This is a genomic window from Aeromonas bestiarum, assembly GCF_028751155.1.
Taxonomy (GTDB): Bacteria; Pseudomonadota; Gammaproteobacteria; order Enterobacterales; family Aeromonadaceae; genus Aeromonas; species Aeromonas bestiarum.
The window spans coordinates 4,021,328-4,039,774 of record NZ_CP064746.1; the positions used below are offsets into that span (position 1 = coordinate 4,021,328).

The window sequence follows — 18,447 nt, forward strand, 5'->3', positions numbered from 1 at the left end:
ATTCGTAATAATTGCAACCAAGCCAGCCATTTTTTGCACAAGGCTCACAATGAAAAGGGCCCACCTCTGGTGAGCCCCTGGCCTGGCTGAAACGGTCGGGATCAGAAGGGACCGCGACCGCCACCGAATCCTGGCGGCAACATGTTCTTCATCTGCCCCATCATCTTGCGCATGCCGCCCTTGCCGGACATCTTCTTCATCATGCGCTGCATCTCGGTGAACTGCTTGAGCAGCTTGTTCACGTCCTGCACCTGCATGCCGGAACCTGCGGCGATACGGCGCTTGCGAGATCCCTTGATGAGATCGGGATGGGCACGCTCCCTGGGCGTCATGGAGCTGATGATGGCCTCCATCCGCACGGTCAGCTTGTCATCCATCTGATCCTTGACGTTGTCCGGCAGACCAGACATGCCCGGCAGCTTGTCGAGCATGCCCATCATGCCGCCCATGTTGCGCATCTGGGCCAGCTGTTCGCGGAAATCTTCCAGATCGAAGCCCTTGCCACTCTTGACCTTGTTGGCCAGCTTGGCGGCTTTTTCCTTGTCGACATTGCGCTCCACTTCCTCGATAAGCGACAGCACGTCGCCCATGCCGAGGATGCGGGAGGCGAGACGATCCGGATGGAACGGCTCCAGCGCATCTGTCTTCTCGCCCATACCGATGAACTTGACCGGCTTGCCGGTGATGTGGCGCACGGAAAGGGCGGCACCACCGCGAGCGTCGCCGTCCGCCTTGGTGAGGATCACGCCGGTGAGCGGCAGCGCCTCGTTGAACGCCTTGGCGGTGTTGGCGGCATCCTGACCCGTCATGGCGTCCACCACGAACAGGGTCTCGATCGGCTTGATGGTGGCGTGGAGATGGATGATCTCGTCCATCATGTCGCTGTCGACGTGCAGACGACCGGCGGTATCCACTATCACAACGTCATAGAACTTCTTGCGCGCCTGATCGATGGCGGCGGTGGCGATGTCGACCGGTTTCTGGCTGGCATCACTCGGGAAGAAATCGACGCCTATGTCGCTCGCCAGCGTCTCCAGCTGCTTGATAGCCGCGGGGCGATAGACGTCGGCACTGACCACCAGCACCTTCTTCTTGCTGCGCTCTTTGAGCAGCTTGGCCAGTTTGCCTACGGTCGTTGTCTTACCGGCACCCTGCAGACCCGCCATCAGTATGATGGCCGGCGGCTGGGCGGCCAGGTTGAGCTGCTCGTTGGCCTCGCCCATCACCGAGACCAGTTCACCGTGCACTATCTTGATGAAGGCCTGGCCCGGACTCAGGGACTTGGCCACTTCCTGGCCGACCGCCCGCTCCTTGACGCGAGCGACGAAGTCACGCACCACCGGCAGGGCGACGTCCGCCTCGAGCAGCGCCATGCGGACTTCGCGCAAGGTATCCTTGATGTTCTCTTCGGTCAGGCGACCGCGCCCACTGACATTGCGCAAGGTGCGCGAGAGTCGTTCAGTCAAATTCTCAAACATGACGGATTCCGGTTCTTGGCGTAATAAATTGGGGGCATTATAACCCAGAGCGGACGCGAGGACGATTATTCACCGCACGGCAGCAATGGGGACCTGCTCACTATATATGGGCAGATCGGCGGTAGCACAACTGGCGAGCACATCTTGTGCAAGGTATACTGCCTCTCCTATTCCCAACTGCCTGTTCAACAACGACCTGGTTATGATCGTGATCTCTGTTCTGGCCCTGGCGTTCTATCTGCTGGCCATCATCGCCTCGCTGCACCTGCTGCTCAGTGCCAAACCTGTGGGGCAAGCTCCCCTGTTTGCCTGTATCGGACTGGCCCTGATTGGGCACGGCGCCGCCGTGGCCGGCGAAGTGCTGGTGACCCATTCAGGCCAGAACCTGAGCATGCTCAACGTCGCGTCCCTGGTCAGCCTCATCATCAGCTGCTTCATGACCTGCGTCACCCGCCGCTTCAACGGCTGGATCCTGCTGCCCGTGGTCTACAGCTTCTCCGCCCTGCTGCTGGCCGCCAGCGCCCTGATCCCGGGTCGCTATATCACCCATCTGGAGGCCCATCCCCAACTGCTGCTGCACATAGGGCTCGCGCTGATGGCCTATTCGGTGCTGATGATCGCCTGCCTGTTCGCGCTGCAGCTCGCCTGTCTGGACAGACAGCTGAAGTCCCGCAAGATCAGTCAGTTGCCAGCCATGCCGCCCTTGATGACGGTGGAGAAACGGCTGTTCCAGCTCATCTCGGCAGGCCTGTTCCTGCTGACCCTCTCCATCGCCTCCGGCCTCTTCTTCCTGGAAGACATGTTCGCCCAGGGCAAATCCCACAAGGCGATCCTCTCGATCCTGGCCTGGTGCGTCTACGTGCTGCTGCTGTGGGGTCATCACACCCGTGGCTGGCGCGGTCGCAAGGTCATCACCCTGAGCCTGATCGGCAGCTTCATCCTGACCCTGGCCTACTTTGGCAGCCGCTTCGTCAAAGAAGTCCTGCTGAGCTGATACTCACCCCCCTTTACTCATCCAGCCCCCACAGGAGCCCTTCTTGGACAGCATATCAACGAGCACATTATTGATTGTTCTCGTTATTTTGATCCTCTTGTCTGCTTTTTTCTCAAGTTCTGAAACCGGCATGATGTCGCTCAACCGCTACAAGCTGCGGCATCTGGCTCAAACCAAGCACAAGGCTGCCCGTCGGGTAGAGAAGCTGCTGTCCCGCCCGGATCGTCTGCTGGGGCTGATCCTGATCGGCAACAACCTGGTCAACATCCTCGCCTCGGCCATCGCCACCATAGTCTGCATCAGGCTGTTTGGCGCCTTCGGGGTAGCCATCGCCACCTTCGGCCTGACCCTGATAGTGCTGGTGTTTGGCGAGGTGACTCCCAAGACGCTGGCGGCCATGTACCCGGAGAAGATCGCCTATCCCGCCTCCTGGATCCTCAAGGGGCTGATGGTGCCGCTCTACCCCTTTGTCTGGCTGATCAACGGCATCACCAGCGGTCTGCTCAAGCTGCTCAGGCTCCATCCCAACAAGGATGACTCCCTCAATACCGAGGAGCTGCGCACCATAGTCAACGAGGCGGGCAGCCTGATCCCCCAGCGCCATCAGGAGATGCTGCTCAGCATTCTGGATCTGGACAAGATGACGGTGGAACACATCATGGTGCCGCGCAGCGATATCTACGCCATCGACATCAACGATGACTGGAAGACCATACTGCGTCAGCTGGCCCACTGTGCCCACACCAAGATCCTGCTCTACCGCGACAACATCGACGATGTGGTGGGCTTCCTGCACGCCCGCGATGCGCTGCGGCTGATGGCCAGGGATCAGTTCAACAAGTCGAGCCTGCTGCGGGAAGTGGACGAGATCTACTTCATCCCGGAAGGCACGCCGCTCAACGTGCAACTGGCCAAATTCCAGCGCAACAAGGAGCGGATCGGCCTCATAGTGGATGAGTACGGGGATATTCAGGGGTTGATCACCCTGGATGACATACTCGAAGAGATAGTGGGCGACTTCACCACCTCCATGACACCGGCGCCCAGCGACGAGATCCACCCCCAGCCGGATGGCTCGTTTCTGGTGGAGGGCTCGGCCAGCATCCGCGAGCTGAACAAGGAGATGAGCTGGCGGTTGCCCATCGACGGGCCCAGAACCCTGAACGGTGTAATCCTGGAATACCTGGAGGAGATCCCCCAGCCCAACATCAGCCTGCGGCTGGCCGGCTATCCCATCGAGATCCTGGAAGTGGAGAACAACATGGTGAAGATGGCGCGGATCATGCCGGATTTATACCGCAACGAGTCGGGATTCGAAGATTGAAAAAAGGCTGCCGATGGCAGCCTTTTTTATCTCACTCGCTCTCCTCGTCCGGCTCCAGCACCAGGGTCGGGATCAAGTCGCCGAACACCTTCTGCAGCTCCTCGCGATTGGCCAGCAGGTCTTGCAGCGTATAGCTGTCCATCACCGCCAAAAAGGCATTCATCGCCTCCTTCAGGGCATTCTTCAGCAAGCAGACAGAGACTATATGGCAGGCGGGCGAGTTGCAGTCGATGCCGTCCAGATTGCCCTCCAGCGCCCGGATCACCTGGCCGATATTGACTGTCTCCGGCGCGCAGGCCATGCGGATCCCGCCATTCTTGCCGCGCTGGGATTGCAGATAACCCAGCTTCACCAGTTGATTCACCACCTTGACCATGTGGTTGCGGGAGACGCCATACAAGGCGGAGACCTTGGCCACGCTCGACAGTTCGCCCTGTGGCAGGGTCGCCAGATAGAGCAGGGCTCTCAATCCAAAATCGGTATAGCTAGTTAGTCTCATAGTGCCTGTGTCGCATAACGCGGAAAATTGATTATTGATTCAGATCAAATAAACATCTAGGATGCAGCTTATTAAGTGACATTTTAGATGTTCAATTAGCAAGGACCTCCTATGTTAGACCAAGCCACCATCGCCGTCATCAAAAGCACCATCCCTTTGCTCGAATCGGCGGGGCCTGCCCTCACCCAGCATTTCTACCAGCGCATGTTCAGCCACAACCCGGAACTGAAGGATATTTTCAACCTGGCGCACCAGCGCAGCGGCGGTCAACCGCTGGCGTTGTTCAATGCGGTGGCGGCTTACGCCAGGAATATCGACAACCTGGGAGCCCTGGCCGGCGCGGTGGAACGCATCGCCCACAAACACACGGGTTTCATGATCCAGCCGGAACAATATCACATTGTAGGTAGTCATCTCTTGGCCACGCTCAAAGAATTGGGTGGAAGTGCGGTGACCGAAGAGGTGCTGGATGCCTGGGGCAAGGCGTATGGTGTGCTGGCCAGCATCTTCATCGGCCGGGAGAGCGAGATCTATCAGGAGAAGGCGAGCGAGATCGGTGGCTGGCAGGGTCCCCGCCCCTTCATCATCAAGGAGAAGCGCAAAGAGAGCGAGCTCATCACCTCCTTCCTGCTGGCGCCGGTGGATGGCAAGCCGGTACTGGACTTCAAGCCGGGCCAGTACCTCAGCATCAAGCTGGCCCACCCCGAGCTCGAATATCAGGAGATCCGCCAATACTCCCTCTCCGATGCGCCAAACGGTCGCGATTACCGCATCAGCGTCAAGCGCGAGCCCCAGGGCCAGGTCTCCAACCTGCTGCACGACCATCTGCATGCTGGCGATCAGGTGGAACTGATGCCACCGACCGGCGACTTCTTCCTGCAGGCCGATGCCAGCACGCCCGTGGTACTGCTCTCCGCCGGCGTGGGCCTCACCCCCATGCTGAGCATGCTCAACCAGCTGCTGGCCAAGGGCCATGCAGCCGACATCTGCTGGCTGCATGCCTGTGAACAGGGTTCACTGCACGCCTTCAAGGAGGATATCCGGCACAAGCACGAGCAGCACGACCAGCTGCAGAGCCGGGTCTGGTATCGGGAGCCGGAGGCTCAGGATGAGCAAGGGAAGGACTACGACTTCCACGGCACCATGGACTTGAGCCAGGTGGCCGAGTTGCTGGCGCCGCAGGCCCACTACTACTTCTGCGGTCCGCTTGGCTTCATGCAGGCTATCAAGGCGCAGTTGAGCGCGGCGGGCATACCGGCCGATCAGCTGCACTACGAAGTTTTTGGTCCCCATCAGGATCTTTAAACGGGGCTGCCCCCTATAAAGCAAGGAGGATCCAGCCTGTCATGGCACGGCGGCCGGATCCGGACCCACAGATGCAGATCTGTGGGTCATTTTTTATTCAGTGCATCGCCTTGGCACGGGCGATGGCATTGGCCGGCATGCGGTTGGCCAGGCGGCTCAGCAGGCTGGTCGCCTTCTGGTGCAGCGCCTTGTCACCAATGACTGTGCTGTGCAGCCAGTGGTAGGCCTCTTCATAATCCAGCGGGCTGCCCATCCCCTGTAGCAGCATCTCGACCCACTCGACCTGTGCCCGTTGAAACCCCAGACTGGCGGCTTCACGCATCAGGGTCTCGGCCTTGACCAGATCCTTCTGCACCAGAGTGCCCTTCCAGTAGTAGCGGCCCAGCTGTTCCAGCGCCGGCGCCAGCCCTTGATTGGCCGCCTCCCACATGAATTTGACCCCGAGCTCGGCATCGGGCTTGATGCAGACCCCCCAGGCCAGCATGTCGCCCCACAGGAACTGATAGGCCGGCACCTTCATCACCTCGGCCCGCACCTCTATATCCTGGGTGAGCTGGCACCTGTCCTGCTTCACCTGCTGCAAGTGACGACCCTGTTCAATCCAGTTGAGCAGCTCGTCCTGGCGATAGAGGGGGACCGCCTGCAAATTGCTGCTGTCGATACCCAGACCGCCGCCACCCGATGGCGTGCTGGTCATGGGCCGGCTGGTCGGAGAGAGTCCGCTCTCCGCTGTGGCGGCGGGGGATGGGGTCGCGGGCGCAGATCCCGTCGCGACGGGAGCGGGCTCAGCTGCGGGTGTCGACTCGGACGCCACAGGCAAGGGCGCGGCAGCGGGGACAGCGCCGGATCCGGCAGGCTGGGGGGCGGCAGCAGACACAGCGCTCTGGACTGCAACCGCTGACGACTCGGCGGCAGAGACTGCGCTCTGGGCTGCAACCGCTGGCGACTCGGCGGCAGACACTGCGCTCTGGGCTGCAACCGCTGGCGACTCGGCGGCAGACACTGCGCTCTGGGATGCCATCGCCTGCTCGGCAGCGGAAACCGCGCTGCTCGCTGTGGGGGTGGCGGCGGATGCCTGAGGCTCAGCGCCCTCTACCTGGGTGGTCAGCAAACAGACAAGGCCGACAAGGGTAAGTGGTTTCATCATAAGGTTCTCCTGCTGCTCTCTGTTATCGGCAGCCGGCCCCATCCCCTTAGCCCGTCGCCATCTGCATCTGTCACCCATGACAAAGGGGAGCCGAAGCTCCCCTTGTTTGCCAGCCATACGGCTTACTTGACGAAGTCGACACCCAGCTGGATATCGGCTTTCAGGGTGGCCAGCATGCCATCCATAGCCGCTTGCTCGAAGGCACTCAGCTTGCCGTAGTCCAGTACGGTTTCGACGCCGTTCTTGCCCAGCAGTATGGGTTGCGCGAAGAAGGTGGCGTGCTTGCCGTCGCCTTCCACATAGGCGCACTCGATGACGTTGGCTTCGCCCTGCAGACCCTTGATCAGCGACAGACCGAAACGGCAGGCCGCCTGGCCCATGGAGAGGGTGGCAGATCCGCCACCGGCCTTGGCTTCCACCACTTCGGTACCGGCGTTCTGGATACGCTTGGTCATGGCAGCCACTTCTTCAGCAGTGAAGGAGGCGCCTTCGATCTGGGACAGCAGCGGCAAAATGGTCACGCCACTGTGGCCACCGATCACGTTGACACGCACCTTGTCGACGTTCAGACCCTTGGCCTCGGCCACGAAGGTCTCGGCACGGATCACGTCCAGGGTGGTGACACCGAACAGGCGGCGCTTGTCATAGACACCGGCTTTCTTCAGCACTTCGGCGGCGATGGCGACCGTGGTGTTGACCGGGTTGGTGATGATGCCGATCAGCGCTTTCGGGCAGGTAGCAGCACATTTTTCCACCAGATTCTTGACGATACCGGCGTTGATATTGAACAGATCGGAACGATCCATGCCGGGCTTGCGCGCCACACCGGCGGAGATCAGCACCACATCGGCGCCGACCAGAGCCGGGCTCGGATCTTCACCGCAGAAACCTTTTACTTTCACGTCAGTCGGGATATGGCTCAGATCGACCGCCACACCCGGAGTGACCGGGGCTATGTCATACAGGCTCAGTTCGGAACCAGCAGGAAGGCGATTTTTCAACAGCAGAGCGAGGGCTTGGCCTATGCCACCGGCGGCACCCAGAACGGCAACTTTCATGATCAACTCCATGTTTAAGCGTAGGTTTAAGGTTGTTTCTTGTTGTGGGCCCAACCTTAATGGATCCCCCCCTAAAAAACAATCTGATAACAGTTGCAATCACGGGTTCTGTGAGCCAAGAAACAGGCGGCGAATAAAAATGGGGGGAAATGCAGAAAATCAGAGGGGAAGCACAGATTTCCTGCACTTCCCCTTACCATAAATAGGTAGATCTACCGAACTCAGGCCTGGAATGCCAGGGCTCGCCGTTCACACCAGCGAAACCCAATTGTTAACAATCCGTTCATGGTCAGATAGAGGCCACCGGCCACGGTGAACACCGCCAGAGTGTCATACGTCTGGGCGTTGAGGCCCTGGGCCAGACCCATCACATCCATGATGGTGATGGTGCTGGCGAGCGAACTCCCCTTGAGCACCAGGATCACCTCGTTGGAATAGGCGGGTACCAGCCGCCGTGCGGCGTGGCGCACCTTCATCCACAGGGTCTGCCCGGCCGAGAAGCCGAGTGCACGGCACGCCTCCACCTCGCCGGATGGAATGGCATCCAGCGCCCCCTTGAACAACCGGGTGGAGTAAGCCGCCGTGTTGAAGCCAAGGGCCAGCACGGCGCAGAACCAGGGCTGCTTGAGCAGCGGCCAGAGTGGTCCGGACTTGAGCCACTCGAACTGGCCCGGCCCGTAGTAGATGAGGAAGATCTGGATGAGCAGCGGCGTGCCGGTGAAGATCAGCACCCACAGCTGTACCAGCTGGGTCGCCACCGGAATCCGTCGTTCCAGCACCCAGGTCATGGCGGCGGCCAGCAGCACACCGAGCAGCAGGCTGAATGCCGTGAGTTGCAGGGTAATCGCCAGACCCCCCAGCAGCGTCATAAGATAGTCCTGCATGGTCAACCTCCGTAGCAGCGGGTATAGCGGGCTGTCTGCTTAAAATCGCATTCACTCAGCTGACTGAAGACGGTCGGTTGCAGGGTGATCACCAATCCCCCCAGCAGAGTCATGAGATAGTCCTGCATGGTCAACCTCCGTAGCGGCGGGTATAGCGGGCTGCCTGCTTGAGCCCGAACTCGCTCACCAGACTGATGGCCAGATAGATGAGGGCTGCGGCTGCATACCAGGTAAAGGGTTCATAGGTGCTGGCCGAGGCCATCTGGGCCTGACGCATCATCTCGTTCACCCCAATCAGAGAGACCAGCGCCGTGTCCTTGAGCAGCACCAGCCACTGGTTGCCGAGCCCCGGCAGGGCATGACGCCAGGCCTGGGGCAGCACAATGCGAAAGAAGATGTGCCCCTTGCCAAGGCCGAGCGCCAGCGCCGCCAGCCGCTGCCCGGCGGGCACCGCATTGAGCGCGGCCCGCAGGGTCTGGGTGGCATAGCTGGCAAACAGCAGGGAGAGCGCCAGCACGCCGCAGGCGAACGGGCTGAACTCCACATACTCGCCGGTGATGAGGAACAGCACCTGGGTCGAGCCGAAGTAGATGAACAGCACCACCAGCAACTCGGGCAGGCCACGAATGAGCGTGGTGAGTGTGGCCACAGGCCACACCAGCGCGCGCTGCTTGCTCAGTTCGGCGGCGCTGAACGCCAGCGCCAGCACCATGCCCCCGACCAGTGATGCCAAGGCCAGCCCCAGGGTCATCCAGGCTGCATCCAACAACAGGCTCAACATGGCTTAGTGCGCGAAGTATTTGTCGAAGATCTTCTGATAGGTGCCGTTGGCCTTGATCTCGGCCAGCCCCTTGTTCAGCTGAGTCAGCAGCTCCTGATTGCCCTTGGCCACGGCGATGCCAAAGCCGGTACCGAAGTACTTGGCATCGGTCACAGGGGTGCCGATCACGGCATACTCCTTGTGCTGCTTGAGCCAGTCGGCGGCGACTGCGGTATCGGCAAACACGCCGTCGGTACGGCCGTTCATCATGTCGAGGAAGGCGCTCTGGTAGCTGGCGTAAGGCACGGTCAGCAGGCCCTTGCTGATCCAGTTGTCCACCAGATAGGACTGGTGGGAGGTGCCGTTCTGCACGCCGACCGTCTTGTCCACCAGCTCTTCCGGCCCCTTGAAGGCCCCCTTCTTGGCCACGAACACGGCGGAGTTCTCGTAATAGATGTCGGAGAAGTCGACCTGGGCGGCCCGTTCCGGAGTCACGTCCATGGCGGCGATGGCGGCGTCATAGCGACGGAACTTGAGGCTGGGGATCAGGCTGTCGAAGGCCTGGTTGTGGAAGCTGCACTCCAGCTTGGCCTGGGTGCAGATGGCACGGGCCAGATCGATGTCGAATCCCTGGAACTCGTTCTTGTCATCCAGGTATTCGAACGGAGCATAAGTGGCCTCGGTGGCGAACTTGATCTCCTTGGCCAGCACAGAGGTGCTCAACAGGCCCATGGCAGCAACCAGCAACAGACTCTTTTTCATGACAGCTTCCTTATCGATTTGAATATCAATGCATCAAGAACTCGGCAAACCGGCTGGTTTGCGGGGATGTGAAAATGGCGGCGGAGCCAGATTCGATGATCCGTCCCTTCTCCAGATAGATCACCTGACTGGCCACCTTGCGGGCGAACTCCACCTCGTGGGTCACCACTACCTGAGTAATACCGGTCTGGCCCAGATTGCGGATGATCTCCGCCACCTCTTTGGTGATCTCGGGATCGAGGGCCGCCGTCGGCTCGTCAAACAGCAGCACCTGCGGATCCATCATCAGGGTACGGGCGATGGCCACTCGCTGCTGCTGACCGCCGGAGAGCCGGGCAGGCCAGGCATCGCGCTTGTCGGCCAGTTGCAGCTGGGTCAGCAGGTAGGCGCCCTTCTCGGTGGCCGCCGCCTTGCTCATGCCGAGCAGCTTGACGGGGGCCTCGATCAGGTTCTCCATCACGGTCAGATGTGGCCACAGATTGTACTGCTGGAACACCATGCCCACCTTGCGGCGCAGCGCCTGTGCCTGACGGTTGAATTCGGCGGCAGAGAGGCTGGACGGGAAAGAAAATTCACTTTCACCTATGCGCAATACACCGGCATCCGGGGTGTCCAGCAGGTTCATCATGCGCAGCAGCGAACTCTTGCCAGCACCGCTCGGGCCCAGCAGCACCAAGGTCTCACCGGGTGCAGTCCGAAAGCTGACATCTTGCAGTACCGGCACCTTGTGCCAGGATTTTTCGATACCGATTAATTCAATACCCATACAGCCCAATTGAATAAGTTTTCAAAATTTCGTCCCGATTTTAGCCCCAACATGGGTGGATGCAAGCTAATTTTGAATCAATATGCAGAACAAGCGCCGCTTCCTTGCAAAAATAGGCACATGAATGCAAAATGGGCACGCTGTTCATATCTGCCGCCTGAGCGTGACAGGCAGCCACACCTCCTCATTCGTGAGTCCAAGATGAAGCATAACGACAAGCAAGAAAAACTGGCCAAGGCCTTTAAAGCCTTGCTGAAAGAAGAACGATTTGGCTCCCAGGCAGAGATAGTGACTGCCCTGCAAGAGATGGGCTTCGAAAACATCAACCAGTCCAAGGTATCGCGCATGCTGAGCCGCTTCGGCGCCGTTCGCACCCGCAATGCCAAGATGGAGATGGTCTACTGCCTGCCGGTGGAACTGGGCGTGCCCACCACCTCCAGCCCGCTCAAGAACCTGGTACTGGACGTCGACCACAACGGCGCCCTGGTGGTGATCCACACCAGCCCGGGTGCGGCCCAGCTCATCGCCCGCCTGCTCGACTCCCTCGGCAAGGCCGAAGGGATCCTCGGCACCATAGCCGGTGATGACACCATCTTCATCACCCCGACCAGCGACACCGACATCGAGGAGCTCTACCTCTCCGCCCTCGAGCTGTTCGAACAGACCCCTTAATCAGGCTTGGCCGTCCCGCTGTGGTGACGCCCCCTGAACGAAAAATCCCGGCCAAGGCCGGGATTTTTGTTGGTTATCTCAACCGCGCTTATTTACCCTGCGACACCAGATAATCCTCGGAAGGCGCGAAGAAGGCGGCCCCGGTCACGGCGCTGGTGAAGCGCAGCAGGTGGTCGAAGTGACTGCCCTCCCCCTTGTACATGCTGGCCAGCATGGCATTGAAGTGCTGCGGCGTGCGGCAGCAGGAGATGAAGTAGAGCCCCTGCTCTGTCATGGTGCCCCAGGGCATGCTCTGGCGCAGTATCTCCATGGACTCGCCCTTCGGGGTCTTGAGGTTGACCCGCTTGATGTGGGCGGTCAGCGGCTTGTCGGCCGACTCATACTCTATGTTGTCGGCCTTGGTGCGACCTATGATGTCTTCCTGCTCCTTCAGGGCCAGCCTCTCCCAGTCGCTCATGGCGTGCACCCAGCGCTGGACGTGGATATAGGAGCCACCGGCAAATTCGCCCCCCTCGAGCAGCGCCACTTCGGCCCTGTGCTCATCCTGGGGGTTTTCGGTGCCGTCGACGAAGCCGGTCAGATCCCGGCAATCCAGATTGCGGAAACCGCGCACCTCTTCGGCCAGTGCCACCAGCCCCGCCAGCAGGGCCATCACGCGCTGACCGGCGTGGTGCAGCACATCGACCCGATCGGCGCGCAGCTGCACGAAGAGATCAAACGGGGTATTCGGCGCCTTATGACCATTGGCTTCCTGAGCCATAAAACCACGGAACTGGGGCGGACGGGCGGCAGGGTAGAGACCATCCCAGGCATCGGCGCCGACGGCGACCAGACCGCTGAAACCGGCATCGGGGAAATCGGCACTCACCGCATCCCACAGGGCAGGCAAGCTGGCCAGACGGGCCACCAGTTCGGCGCCGTCACCGGTGCGATTGAACATCAGATAGAGGGCGTGCAGATTCGGCTCTGCACAGATCCCGGCTTGGGCTTTCATATATCTCTCCCCTGAACAGGCATTAGCTATGTTGGCGTTGCGTTGCGCGATTATAAACCAGAGTGAATCCAGTTCCTTGATTTCACAACGATATCAGGTCTGTCACGGCAATGGATCAAACAGCACCAGCGCATGCGGGGCAAGGTTGACCCTGGCCCGCATCCCGCCAAGCGGCTCGCCAATGCTGGCCTCGAGCCGCTGGCCGCCACACTCGAACAACACCCGGCAGTGATGGCCGAGGAACTGCTGCTCCAGCACCGCCAGCTCACCGCCGTCGACGGCCTCCAGCAACAGCTGCTGGGGTCTGAGCATCAATTGCAGCAGCTCGCCCACGGCACGGCCGTGAGGCTCGGTGCCGCACACCACCCCCAGCGACGTCTGCACGCAGTGGCTGTCCACCACCTCGGCCGCCAGGTAGTTGACCCCGCCGAGAAACTCCGCCACGAAGCGGTTCTGCGGGCGACGATAGAGCTGCTCAGGCTGGCCCACCTGCTCGATGTGACCCGCCCGAAACAGCGCCAGCCGGTCGGCGAAGGCGAACGCCTCCTCCTTGCTGTGGCTGACGAAGATGGCGCCTATCCCCTGCTGCTTGAGCAGGGCGCGGATCTCGAGAATAAGCTTCATCCGCACCTGGGTATCTATGTTGGAGAAAGGCTCGTCCAGCAGCATCAGCTTGGGCTTGCACACCAGGGCGCGGGCGATGGCGACCCTTTGCTGCTGGCCGCCGGAGAGCTCATGCGGATAACGCGCCCCCAGCCCCTGCAGATTGACCAGCGTCAGCGCCTCATCCACCTGCTGCTGGCGAGCGCGGCGATCGAGCCGGGTCAGGCCGAAGCCGACGTTGTCGGCCACCGTCAGGTGCGGAAAGAGGGCGTAATCCTGAAAGATCATGCCGATGTTGCGCGCCTCGGGGGGCACGCAGCCACCGGGCCCATCCAGCAGGGTATCGCCAAGGCGAATAGCGCCCCCGGCCAGTGGCAGCAGACCGGCGATGGCCTTGAGCAGCGTGGTCTTGCCGCAACCGCTCGCACCCAGCAGGCAGACGATCTCGTTGTCGGCCACCGTCAGGGAGAGCTGCTCCAGCACATTGCGGCCGTTGTAACGGCAACTGACATTTTCAACCTGCAAGCAAGACACGGCTGGCTTCCTCATATTCTTTTGGTTCGAACCGACCTGCGGCCGGACAAGATTGCAGAGATTCATCTGCCCGTTCAGTGGCCCGGACTGTCCAGGCTGCGGTTGACCCAGATCAGCGGCAGCAAGCCCACCAGCACTATGACGATGGCGCCGAGCGCCCCCCGCTCCAGCATCTCGTCCGAGACGAATTGATAGACGTGGGTCGCCAGGGTATCGAAGTTGAAGGGCCGCAGCAGCAGGGCGGCGGGCAGCTCCTTCATGGATTCGATGAACACCAGCATGGCGCCGGCAAACAGGCCGCGCCGCACCAACGGCAGATGAACCCGTCGCAGCATGCCGCCATCCCCCTGCCCCAGGGAGCGGGCCGCCATGTCAAGGCTGGGGGAGATCTTGCCCATGCTGCTCTCTACCGAGCCGATGGCGATGGCCACGAAGCGCACCAGGTAGCCGAACACGATGGCGGTGATGGTGCCGGTCAGCAGCAGGCCGGGGCCCTGGCGGCCGAGCCACTCGGCCAGATCGTTGATGGCAAAATCGAGGGCCGTCAGCGGCACCAGCACGCCGATGGCCAGCACAGTGCCCGGCATGGCGTACCCCATGGCAGAGATGCGCAGGGGCAGCAGGCTCCTGACTCCGCCATCGAGGCGGCGGAAGAAGCCGAGCAGCAGGGCTATGCCCATGGCGAGCAGGGCGGTCAGCGTCGAGATGAGCAGACTGTTGCCGGCGAAGCGGACAAACTCCGGCGTCCAGGAGAGTTCGAAATAGCGCACCCCGTAATCAAGCAGGATGACGAACGGCAGGCCGAAACCGGCCAGTACCAGTCCCCAGCACCAGAGACCGGCCAGCCAACGACTCATTCCCTTGAGCGGGTAGCGTAGCGGCGGCTCATGACCCATGGATTTCTGGAACACCTGCTGACGGCGACGGGAGCGACGCTCGACGGCGATCAGCAGCACCACCGCCAGCAGCATCAGGCAGGAGAGCTTGGCGGCGGTGGCCAGGCTGCCGTAGCCGAGCCAGGTGTCGTAGACCGCCGTGGTCAGGGTGTTGATGGCAAAGAAGTGGACTGTGGCGAAGTCGGCCAGGGTCTCCATCGCCACCAGGGAGATGGCCACCATGATGGCGGGACGGGCCAGCGGCAGGCTGAGACGACGAAAACTCTGCCAGGGGGTACAGCCGAGCAAGCGGCTGGAGTGGATCAGGCTGACCGACTGCTCCAGAAACGAGGCGCGGGCCAGCAGATAGACGTAGGGGAAGAGCACCAGCGCCAGCACCCAGGCGGCGCCGCCGAGGGATCGAATGGCCGGGAACCAGTAATCCGTCGGTCTGCTCCACTCAAACAGGGTTCGCAATCCCGCCTGCAGCGGCCCCGAGTAGTCGAGCAGGTCGGTATAGACGTAGGCAACGATATAGGAGGGCATGGCCATGGGCAGCATCAGCGCCCACTGCAGGGCGCGGCGCCCCGGCACCTGGCACATGGCGACCAGCCAGGCGGTGGGTACCCCGAACAGCAGGCTGAGCAGCACCACACCCGCCACCAGCCCCAGCGTATTGCCGAGGTAGTCGAGCAGTACCGTATCGGCGAGGTGGCGAAACAGGTCTTCCTCTGCCGAGAAGGCAGAGAAGATCAGGGCGAGCACCGGCAAACCCAGCAGCAGGGCGGTGGCCCAGCTGCTGGCAATCCATCCACAATTTTTCATGAGACCACAGAAGTTGATGGGGCCCTTGGCCCCATCTGATTACAAGTCGAATTTCACTTCATCCAGCAGCTGCAAGGCGTCTTTGCGGTGCTTGGCATAATCGCTGACCGGCATGGGGTCAGACTTGAAACTGCCCCAGGACTTGACCATGGCGGACGGCTCCACCCCGGCCTTGACCGGATACTCGGCATTCACGTCCGCATACATGTGCTGGGCCGTGTCGCCAGCCAGAAACTCCATCAGCTTGCGGGCTTCATCCTTGTTCTTGGCGTACTTGGTCATGGCCACGCCGCTCACGTTGACGTGGGCACCGCGGTCGGCCTGGTTCGGGAAGTTGATGTAGACCGCATCGGCCCAGGACTTCTGCGCCGGATCTTTCAGCATGGCGCCCAGATAGTAGCTGTTGCCGAGCGACAGGTCACAGATGCCATCCTTGATCGCCTTGACCTGATCCCGGTCGTTGCCCTGCGGTTTGCGCGCCAGGTTGGCCTTGACCCCTTCCAGCCAGGTCTTGGCATCCGCCATGCCGTGATGGGCGATCATGGAGGAAACCAGCGCCACATTGTACTCGTGCTTGCCGCTGCGGGTACAAATTTTCCCTTTGAATTCAGGCTTCACCAGATCTTCATAGCTGATGGTGTCGAGCTTGCCGAGGCGATCCTTGCTGGAATAGATGGCGCGCACCCGGGTGGTCAGGGCAAACCACTTGTTGTCCGAATCGCGATAGATGGAAGGGATATTCTCCTGCAGTATCTTGCTGTCCACCGGCTGCACCAGATCCTTGTCCACCAGATCGGTCAGCCGGCTGATGTCGACGGTCAGCATGAGATCGGCCGGGGAGAGCTTGCCTTCCCGCTCCAGACGCTCGTTCAGCCCCTCTTTGGCGAACACCACGTTGACCTTGATACCCGATTCCTTCTCGAACTGCTGGATGATGGGCTTGATCAGCTCATCCTGCCGGTTGGAGTAGACGTTCACCTCCCCTGCCGCCAACGCTCCCTGAGCAGCCAGAGTCGAGAAAACCAGAGCCAGCATCTTCATTTTCATCATCCATTCCTTGAGTTGCTATATCGAGTGATAACCATTGCTGTTTGTATTTTGCATTGGCCGCGACAGCGGGATCAAGAAAACATCGAGTGCGGGATCACATATTTAAACGCCGTGCAAACAAAAGGGCCGGATAGAATCCTATCCAGCCCCACCATGGAGTCCATCCGCGACTTCACATCGGCAATCTGTCCGGTCCGGCCAATCAGTAACAGAGTGCCCTTGCTCGAACCGGTATCAGGCGCGAGAGATCAGAGCGCCTCGTCGTCGCTCTCGCCGGTGCGAATGCGCACCGCCTGCAGCAGGTCGTAGACGAAGATCTTGCCGTCACCGATCTTGCCTGTGTAGGCCGCCTTGCAGATCGCCTCTATCACACCTTCGACGTTGTCATCGGCCGTCGCTATTTCCAGCTTCACCTTGGGTAAGAAGTCGACCTGGTACTCGGCTCCCCGGTATAATTCGGTGTGCCCCTTCTGGCGGCCAAACCCTTTGACCTCGGACACGGTCAGACCCTCGACCCCCAGGTTGGCGACGGCTTCGCGCACATCGTCCAACTTGAAGGGTTTGATAATCGCAGTAATCAGCTTCATCTGGTTGCTCCCAATCCATGGTATGTCATGAATTGGGAATCAATTCTTGTGCCAAGTCTTTTTATTGTTTAATTTCAAAAGGATAGTGTTTGTGTCCGGGATAGATACCCCCCAACATCACCAAGGGAGCGCATCTCGCCCCATAATGAGGCACCAAGCTGAACCAGCCTCTCCCGATGCACCAAACAAGAGCACAGCAGTATGTTAGTCATCTCCAACAGCGTGACCCTGCCCTGGCATGAGCTGCAGTTTCAAGCCATGCGGGCTCAGGGTGCCGGCGGCCAGCACGTCAACAAGACCGACTCCGCCGTCTGGTTGCGCTTCGATTACCGCAGCTCCCCCAGCCTGCCGGATCTCTACAAGGAGGGACTCGACAAGCTGAGCGACAACCGGGTACACGACGGCTTTATCCAGATCCGCGTCGAGACCCATCGCAGCCAGGACATGAACCGCAAGGAGGCCATGAGCCGCCTGGTGGAGCTGCTGAAGAAGGCCGCCTGGCGCCCCAAGGCCCGTCATGCCACCAAGCCGACCCGCAGCTCCCAGCGCAAGCGGGTCGACGCCAAGAAGCGCAAGGGCGACATCAAGTCGGCCCGCGGCAAACCCGTGCTGGAGTAATATCGCCAGCCTTACGACTTGCCCACGCCAAGGATGAGAGAAGATGAGATACAGTTTTTGCGACAGCGCCCACGGCCCCCTGCTCATCGCCATCGATAAGGATGGCCTGCGCCACGTGGAGTTCATGCAGGGTGAGCGCCCCATAATGCCAACCCCTCAGTGGCGCCAGGATGATCTGGCGCTGGCGCCCTATGTCGAGCAGTTCGCCGCCTATTTCGCTGGCCGGCTGCAGCGCTTCGAGCTGCCGCTCGCAGCCAAAGGCACCCCGTTCCAGCAATCGGTATGGCGCGCCCTGTGCGACATTCCCTACGGCGAGACCGTCAGCTATCTCGAAATAGCCCAGTCCATCGGCAACCACAAGGCGGTGCGGGCGGTGGGCGCCGCCAATGGCCGCAACCCCCTCAGCATCATAGTGCCCTGCCACAGGGTGATAGGGCGCAGTGGCGAGCTGACCGGTTATGCCGGCGGCATACCCATCAAACGCTGGTTGCTGGCGCTGGAGCAGCAGACCGCCGGTTCATTTGAATTGACTCCCTGACAACAGCGGCATCCCTGTAAACGCGGGCTTCAGCCGCTGGATTGGCCCCGTTTCACGTTTAGCAAAATGAACACAGTATGAAGAATCGCCTCAGAAGGGCTTCAGACAGGGTCAGGCATCATGGCTTCACACTTGGATGGCATGGCTCATCCCTCATTCAAGTGGCACCCATGT

Annotated in this window: 20 protein-coding genes; 6 read left to right on the forward strand and 14 right to left on the reverse strand. The window is 60.6% G+C overall.

Translation table 11 applies throughout. The features are described 5' to 3' along the window. Positions 1 to 101: 101 nt before the first annotated feature. Positions 102 to 1,478, reverse strand: a complete 1,377-nt coding sequence (gene ffh, locus IU367_RS18520; RefSeq protein WP_042038808.1) for a signal recognition particle protein — start codon at positions 1,476 to 1,478, stop codon at positions 102 to 104. A 202-nt stretch (positions 1,479 to 1,680) separates the two neighbouring features. Between ffh and IU367_RS18525 the strand changes: the two genes are divergently transcribed. Both IU367_RS18525 and IU367_RS18530 read left to right on the forward strand, forming a co-directional pair. Further along, positions 1,681 to 2,472: a cytochrome C assembly family protein gene (locus IU367_RS18525; RefSeq protein ID WP_065402074.1), complete on the forward strand. Its 792-nt coding sequence runs from the start codon at positions 1,681 to 1,683 to the stop codon at positions 2,470 to 2,472. Between the two features lie 43 nt (positions 2,473 to 2,515). Beyond that, positions 2,516 to 3,796: an HlyC/CorC family transporter gene (locus IU367_RS18530; protein WP_043140623.1), complete on the forward strand. Its 1,281-nt coding sequence runs from the start codon at positions 2,516 to 2,518 to the stop codon at positions 3,794 to 3,796. A 31-nt stretch (positions 3,797 to 3,827) separates the two neighbouring features. On the opposite strand, the gene IU367_RS18535 is transcribed toward IU367_RS18530, so the two are convergent. Continuing rightward, a complete protein-coding gene (locus IU367_RS18535; RefSeq protein ID WP_042869116.1) occupies positions 3,828 to 4,295 on the reverse strand; it encodes an Rrf2 family transcriptional regulator in 468 nt (155 codons plus the stop codon). 111 nt (positions 4,296 to 4,406) lie between these two features. On the opposite strand from IU367_RS18535, the gene hmpA reads away from it, so the two are divergent. Next, the gene (hmpA, locus tag IU367_RS18540; protein ID WP_274452703.1) at positions 4,407 to 5,600 is read left to right on the forward strand and encodes an NO-inducible flavohemoprotein; all 1,194 of its coding nucleotides are present in this window, start codon (positions 4,407 to 4,409) and stop codon (positions 5,598 to 5,600) included. A gap of 97 nt (positions 5,601 to 5,697) precedes the next feature. Here hmpA and IU367_RS18545 read toward each other — a convergent pair whose 3' ends face one another. The 7 genes from IU367_RS18545 to IU367_RS18575 all read right to left on the reverse strand — a co-directional run bounded on the left by IU367_RS18545 (position 5,698) and on the right by IU367_RS18575 (position 10,977). Next, complete coding sequence (locus tag IU367_RS18545) at positions 5,698 to 6,297, reverse strand: tetratricopeptide repeat protein (protein ID WP_043140619.1); 600 nt, start codon at positions 6,295 to 6,297, stop codon at positions 5,698 to 5,700. Positions 6,298 to 6,869: 572 nt separating this feature from the next. Beyond that, a complete protein-coding gene (gene mdh / locus IU367_RS18550) occupies positions 6,870 to 7,805 on the reverse strand; it encodes a malate dehydrogenase (protein ID WP_043140614.1) in 936 nt (311 codons plus the stop codon). Positions 7,806 to 8,026: 221 nt separating this feature from the next. Further along, positions 8,027 to 8,689, reverse strand: a complete 663-nt coding sequence (gene artM / locus IU367_RS18555; RefSeq protein ID WP_274452704.1) for an arginine ABC transporter permease ArtM — start codon at positions 8,687 to 8,689, stop codon at positions 8,027 to 8,029. Between the two features lie 2 nt (positions 8,690 to 8,691). Further along, on the reverse strand, positions 8,692 to 8,817 hold the full coding sequence (locus IU367_RS18560) for a hypothetical protein (RefSeq protein ID WP_274452706.1): 126 nt from the start codon (positions 8,815 to 8,817) through the stop codon (positions 8,692 to 8,694). A gap of 2 nt (positions 8,818 to 8,819) precedes the next feature. Then, positions 8,820 to 9,470, reverse strand: coding sequence for an arginine ABC transporter permease ArtQ (gene artQ / locus IU367_RS18565; RefSeq protein WP_043140609.1), 651 nt, complete (start codon positions 9,468 to 9,470; stop codon positions 8,820 to 8,822). 3 nt (positions 9,471 to 9,473) lie between these two features. Continuing rightward, on the reverse strand, positions 9,474 to 10,211 hold the full coding sequence (locus tag IU367_RS18570; RefSeq protein ID WP_043140605.1) for a transporter substrate-binding domain-containing protein: 738 nt from the start codon (positions 10,209 to 10,211) through the stop codon (positions 9,474 to 9,476). Between the two features lie 25 nt (positions 10,212 to 10,236). Further along, the gene (locus IU367_RS18575; protein ID WP_043557508.1) at positions 10,237 to 10,977 is read right to left on the reverse strand and encodes an ATP-binding cassette domain-containing protein; all 741 of its coding nucleotides are present in this window, start codon (positions 10,975 to 10,977) and stop codon (positions 10,237 to 10,239) included. Positions 10,978 to 11,178: 201 nt separating this feature from the next. Here IU367_RS18575 and argR point away from each other — a divergent pair, with 201 nt between their 5' ends. Beyond that, on the forward strand, positions 11,179 to 11,649 hold the full coding sequence (gene argR / locus IU367_RS18580) for a transcriptional regulator ArgR (protein WP_005308670.1): 471 nt from the start codon (positions 11,179 to 11,181) through the stop codon (positions 11,647 to 11,649). An 88-nt stretch (positions 11,650 to 11,737) separates the two neighbouring features. On the opposite strand, the gene IU367_RS18585 is transcribed toward argR, so the two are convergent. The 5 genes from IU367_RS18585 to glnK all read right to left on the reverse strand — a co-directional run bounded on the left by IU367_RS18585 (position 11,738) and on the right by glnK (position 17,117). Beyond that, entirely contained in the window at positions 11,738 to 12,643 is a 906-nt protein-coding gene (locus IU367_RS18585) for a Dyp-type peroxidase (RefSeq protein ID WP_274452708.1), read from the reverse strand. 102 nt (positions 12,644 to 12,745) lie between these two features. Continuing rightward, on the reverse strand, positions 12,746 to 13,780 hold the full coding sequence (locus tag IU367_RS18590) for an ABC transporter ATP-binding protein (RefSeq protein ID WP_043140597.1): 1,035 nt from the start codon (positions 13,778 to 13,780) through the stop codon (positions 12,746 to 12,748). A 74-nt stretch (positions 13,781 to 13,854) separates the two neighbouring features. After that, positions 13,855 to 15,480, reverse strand: a complete 1,626-nt coding sequence (locus IU367_RS18595; protein ID WP_274452709.1) for an ABC transporter permease — start codon at positions 15,478 to 15,480, stop codon at positions 13,855 to 13,857. A gap of 39 nt (positions 15,481 to 15,519) precedes the next feature. Further along, positions 15,520 to 16,527, reverse strand: a complete 1,008-nt coding sequence (locus tag IU367_RS18600; RefSeq protein WP_274452710.1) for a Fe(3+) ABC transporter substrate-binding protein — start codon at positions 16,525 to 16,527, stop codon at positions 15,520 to 15,522. Between the two features lie 251 nt (positions 16,528 to 16,778). Next, the gene (gene glnK / locus IU367_RS18605; protein ID WP_042869091.1) at positions 16,779 to 17,117 is read right to left on the reverse strand and encodes a P-II family nitrogen regulator; all 339 of its coding nucleotides are present in this window, start codon (positions 17,115 to 17,117) and stop codon (positions 16,779 to 16,781) included. 201 nt (positions 17,118 to 17,318) lie between these two features. Between glnK and arfB the strand changes: the two genes are divergently transcribed. Together arfB and IU367_RS18615 are read left to right on the forward strand one after the other, a co-directional pair. After that, positions 17,319 to 17,735 (forward strand): alternative ribosome rescue aminoacyl-tRNA hydrolase ArfB, encoded by a 417-nt coding sequence (arfB, locus tag IU367_RS18610; RefSeq protein ID WP_274452713.1) that lies wholly within the window; start codon positions 17,319 to 17,321, stop codon positions 17,733 to 17,735. Positions 17,736 to 17,778: 43 nt separating this feature from the next. Next, entirely contained in the window at positions 17,779 to 18,273 is a 495-nt protein-coding gene (locus IU367_RS18615) for a methylated-DNA--[protein]-cysteine S-methyltransferase (protein ID WP_274452714.1), read from the forward strand. Positions 18,274 to 18,447: the final 174 nt, after the last annotated feature.